Origin of the sequence: Moorena sp. SIO3I8, assembly GCF_010692325.1 — a bacterium.
Lineage (GTDB): Bacteria > Cyanobacteriota > Cyanobacteriia > Cyanobacteriales > Coleofasciculaceae > Moorena.
Map to the genome: position 1 here is coordinate 1 of NZ_JAAHHW010000241.1, position 3,601 is coordinate 3,601.

General features: G+C 39.8%; 3 protein-coding genes. All 3 read left to right on the forward strand.

Going from position 1 to position 3,601, the window contains the following annotated elements; all coding sequences use genetic code 11:
- On the forward strand, positions 1-2,312 hold a 2,312-nt coding region (locus F6K51_RS35565), incomplete at its 5' end, for a WD40 repeat domain-containing protein (protein ID WP_293030448.1).
- Between the two features lie 174 nt (positions 2,313-2,486).
- Positions 2,487-2,693 (forward strand): hypothetical protein, encoded by a 207-nt coding sequence (locus F6K51_RS35570; RefSeq protein WP_293030451.1) that lies wholly within the window; start codon positions 2,487-2,489, stop codon positions 2,691-2,693.
- A 216-nt stretch (positions 2,694-2,909) separates the two neighbouring features.
- Positions 2,910-3,524, forward strand: a complete 615-nt coding sequence (locus F6K51_RS35575) for a caspase family protein (protein WP_293030454.1) — start codon at positions 2,910-2,912, stop codon at positions 3,522-3,524.
- Positions 3,525-3,601: the final 77 nt, after the last annotated feature.

The window sequence follows — 3,601 nt, forward strand, 5'->3', positions numbered from 1 at the left end:
GGGTTCAACAAGAGAAAAATCTAGAATTACAACGTCGTTTAACTCCATCCGCCTTAGAGTGGAATAATCAGCAACAAGCAAAGTTTCTTTGGAATGCTAACCCCTATTTAGATGTATTAAATCAAGAGGTACTCAAATCTCCTGATAACAATTGGTTAAACCAAGTAGAAGCGGAATTTATACAACAAAGTATTAAGCGAAGACGTAAAAACAGTATTATCGGTTGGAGCCTGCTAAATGTTGCATTTGTAATATTAAGTAGTGCGACTTGGGTTGCAATTAATTCTACTATTGATGCTCAAAACAGATTTCTTGAAGCTTCTAGTGCTTTAACAGAAGAGCGTTTAGCCTCTAAGCATGAGTTAGAAGCACTCATAGAAGGTATTAAAGCCGGAGAACATCTGAAAAGTACGGTTCCATTTGTGGTTAGAGAAGACACCAAGATGCGAGTTATCCTTGCTTTAAGAAAGGTAGTTTACGATATGAGGGAGCGCAACCGCCTAAAGGGACATGATGGGGATGTTATGAGTGTAGCTTTTAGCCCTGATGGTAAGATGATTGCTTCAGCGAGTGCGGACAAGACCATCATATTATGGCGGCACGATGGTAGAATACTCCAAAGGCTTAAAAAGCATAAAGACCAGGTTTTTAGTGTTAGCTTTAGTCTTGATGGTCAACTTCTCATCTCTGCTAGCTCTGATGACACCATAAAGCTGTGGCAGCGTCAGCGTAATAACACTTTCACATTGCTCAAATCGATAACAGATAAAGAAGGAATGGCGGCTGTTAGTTTGAGTCCGGATAATCAAACTATAGCAACTGCTACCAATGCCAGAGGAAAGCATACCGTAAAGCTTTGGCATTACAATGGCAAACTACTCTCAACTTTTCCAGGACACAAAGATCAAGTTAGGGATTTAAATTTTAGTCCAGATGGTCAAACTCTTGCTTCGGCTAGTTTGGATCGGACTATCAAAATCTGGAATGTAAAAAACTATAAGCTAGTCCAAAATATAAAAGATATTAAAAAATTCTTTGGAGTACGTTTTGTTGACAACCAAACAATTGCGGCGGCTAGCGCTGATAATACGGTGCAACTTTGGAATGTCAAGGGTCAACAAATCGGCACTTTTAGAGGTCATCGCGATGATGTACTTTACTTGGATGTGAGTCGGGATAGTAAAATGCTCGCTTCTACCAGTAGCGATCAGACAGTTAAAATTTGGAGTATAAAAGATCTTCAACAGCTGCAAAATATACAAATTACTAACGGAACTATCAATCAACCTAGTTTTAGTCCGGACAGCAAAATGATTGCTTTAGCTAGTACCGATCAATCTGTAAGTATCTGGAGTCGCCATGGTATAGTATCGCCGACAATTTTACAAGGTACTAGGCTTAGTTTCAGCCCAGACAGTCAGGTAATTGTCTCAGGAAATGAGGATGGTACTGTTAAGCTATGGCATAGAGATGGCAAGTTGTTGCGTACTTTTAAAGCACACAATCAGAGACTATTAAAAGTAAGCTTTAGTCCCAATGGTAAAATGATTGCTTCTGTTAGTAAGAACGGGACGCTAAAACTCTGGAACCTTAACGGTAAATTAATTAACACTCTGAAAGAGGACAAAACGAGTGTTTTAGGTATGGGCTTTAGCCCCGATGGCACAAAAATTGCCTTAGCCAATAGTGACAAAACAGTGAAGCTTTGGGATATCGATAATATGTTTACATTACGTAAAACTTTTGTCGGTCATAATGCGGAGGTTAGGAGCGTTAGCTTTAGCCCTGATGGCAAAACAATTGCCTCAGTCAGTGATGACAAAACAGTGAAGCTTTGGGGTTTGGATGGGAAATTACGCAAAACTTTTTTCGGTCATAAAGCTCCAGTTTTGGATGTCAGTTTCAGTCCCAACGGTACAATGATTGTGACCGCTAGCAGCGACAGAACTATAAAAATTTGGAATCTAAATGGCAAATTAATTGAAAGTATTGAGGATAACAAAACCCGTTTTTCAAACGCTAAGTTTAGCCCTAGCGGTCAAACTTTAGTTTCAGGAAGTAATGATGGAACGATTAAACTTTGGAATTTAGACGGCAGTCTGTTGGAAACCTTGTCAGGGGATGATACTTATATATATGATGTCAGTTTTAGTAATGACCGTAAAATAATTGGTTCGGCTGGCTTGGAAGAAAAGGTAATTCTTTGGAATTTTGATTTGGATGATTTGCTCAGGCGTAGTTGCAGTTGGCTGCATGACTATTTGAAGAATAGCTCAAATGCCAATCAGAGTAATATTTGTCAGCAAAATTAACTAAAACCTCCTATTCATATATTCTAATATACCAAAAAAGTTAAATTGGATTTCGTTGGTTGAACCGATATACTGATAGGCTTAAACATTTTTTACAGAAGAAATCGTCTGATTATGATAATATTAGATATTACTATTAACCCCTGACTATTACAACCTCAATTTTAAACGCATATGCCACTACCAATTTATCCCTCTAATCTCCACATGTCCGACTACCGAAAGGCTGAGAAGTTGTACGATGAAGCTATGAAAATTGCTGATACTGATAAGACAACAGCCATAGATAAACTTCGAGAAGCAGAGGGGCTCTTGATAAGTTGTGATGAGACGAATGGACTCAAAATAGTACGAGAGGAAATCAAGAAACGTGGAGGATAGATTGAGCGATCAACACAGTTAACTTTCATCTCGATCCCAAGAGCGATCGCCTTGTCACAACTCTTAGCACAAAAGTGCGATCGCCTGATTAAAACTCTGAGCATAGAAGTGCGATCACTAAAGTTGATCTTCGTTGAGAAGTAGTGCGGTAAGCGCAGCTATGCCTGTAGGGCTTATCGCACCGAAAGATAAACAACTAACAAGGGAACTGTCTTGATGTCTGAATTTTCGAGAAATATGGCATTTGTCATCGGCATCAATAATTATACCAACGGTATTTCCCCCCTACAGAATGCCGAGAATGATGCCAAACAGCTGGTGGAACTGTTGCGGAAACAACATGGTTACCAAGTCTGGGTGTGCTTGAATGAACTCGCCACCCTCAAGAACTTAAATCGATTTCTAGACAAAATCCTACCAGAACAAGTAGGTGAAAATGACCGCTTGCTATTTTACTTTGCAGGTCATGGCATTGCCCTGAATGGGGATGATGGTCCGGCAGGTTATTTAATTCCCCAAGATGCTCAATTGAATGCCACTCAAACTTACTTACCGATGGCTAAGTTGCAAGAATCCTTGGAGAAACTACCCTGTCGTCATTTTCTGGGAATTCTTGACTGTTGCTTTGCGGGAGCCTTTCGTTGGTCAAGCACTAGGGATTTATTAACTGCACCAGAGGTGATCCATAAAGAGCGTTATGACCGTTTTATTACTGACCCCGCTTGGCAGGTAATCACTAGTGCTGCCTATGACCAAAAAGCTTTAGATGCCTTCAATTTTAACCCACATTCCGCAGGTGTGATTCCAAAATCCGGTATTTTTAAAAGATGAGTAAAATTGAAGCGTCTAATATCAGAGTACAGGATCTTGACCACTGTGGAATAGTGGCTGGAATTTGTGATGAAATC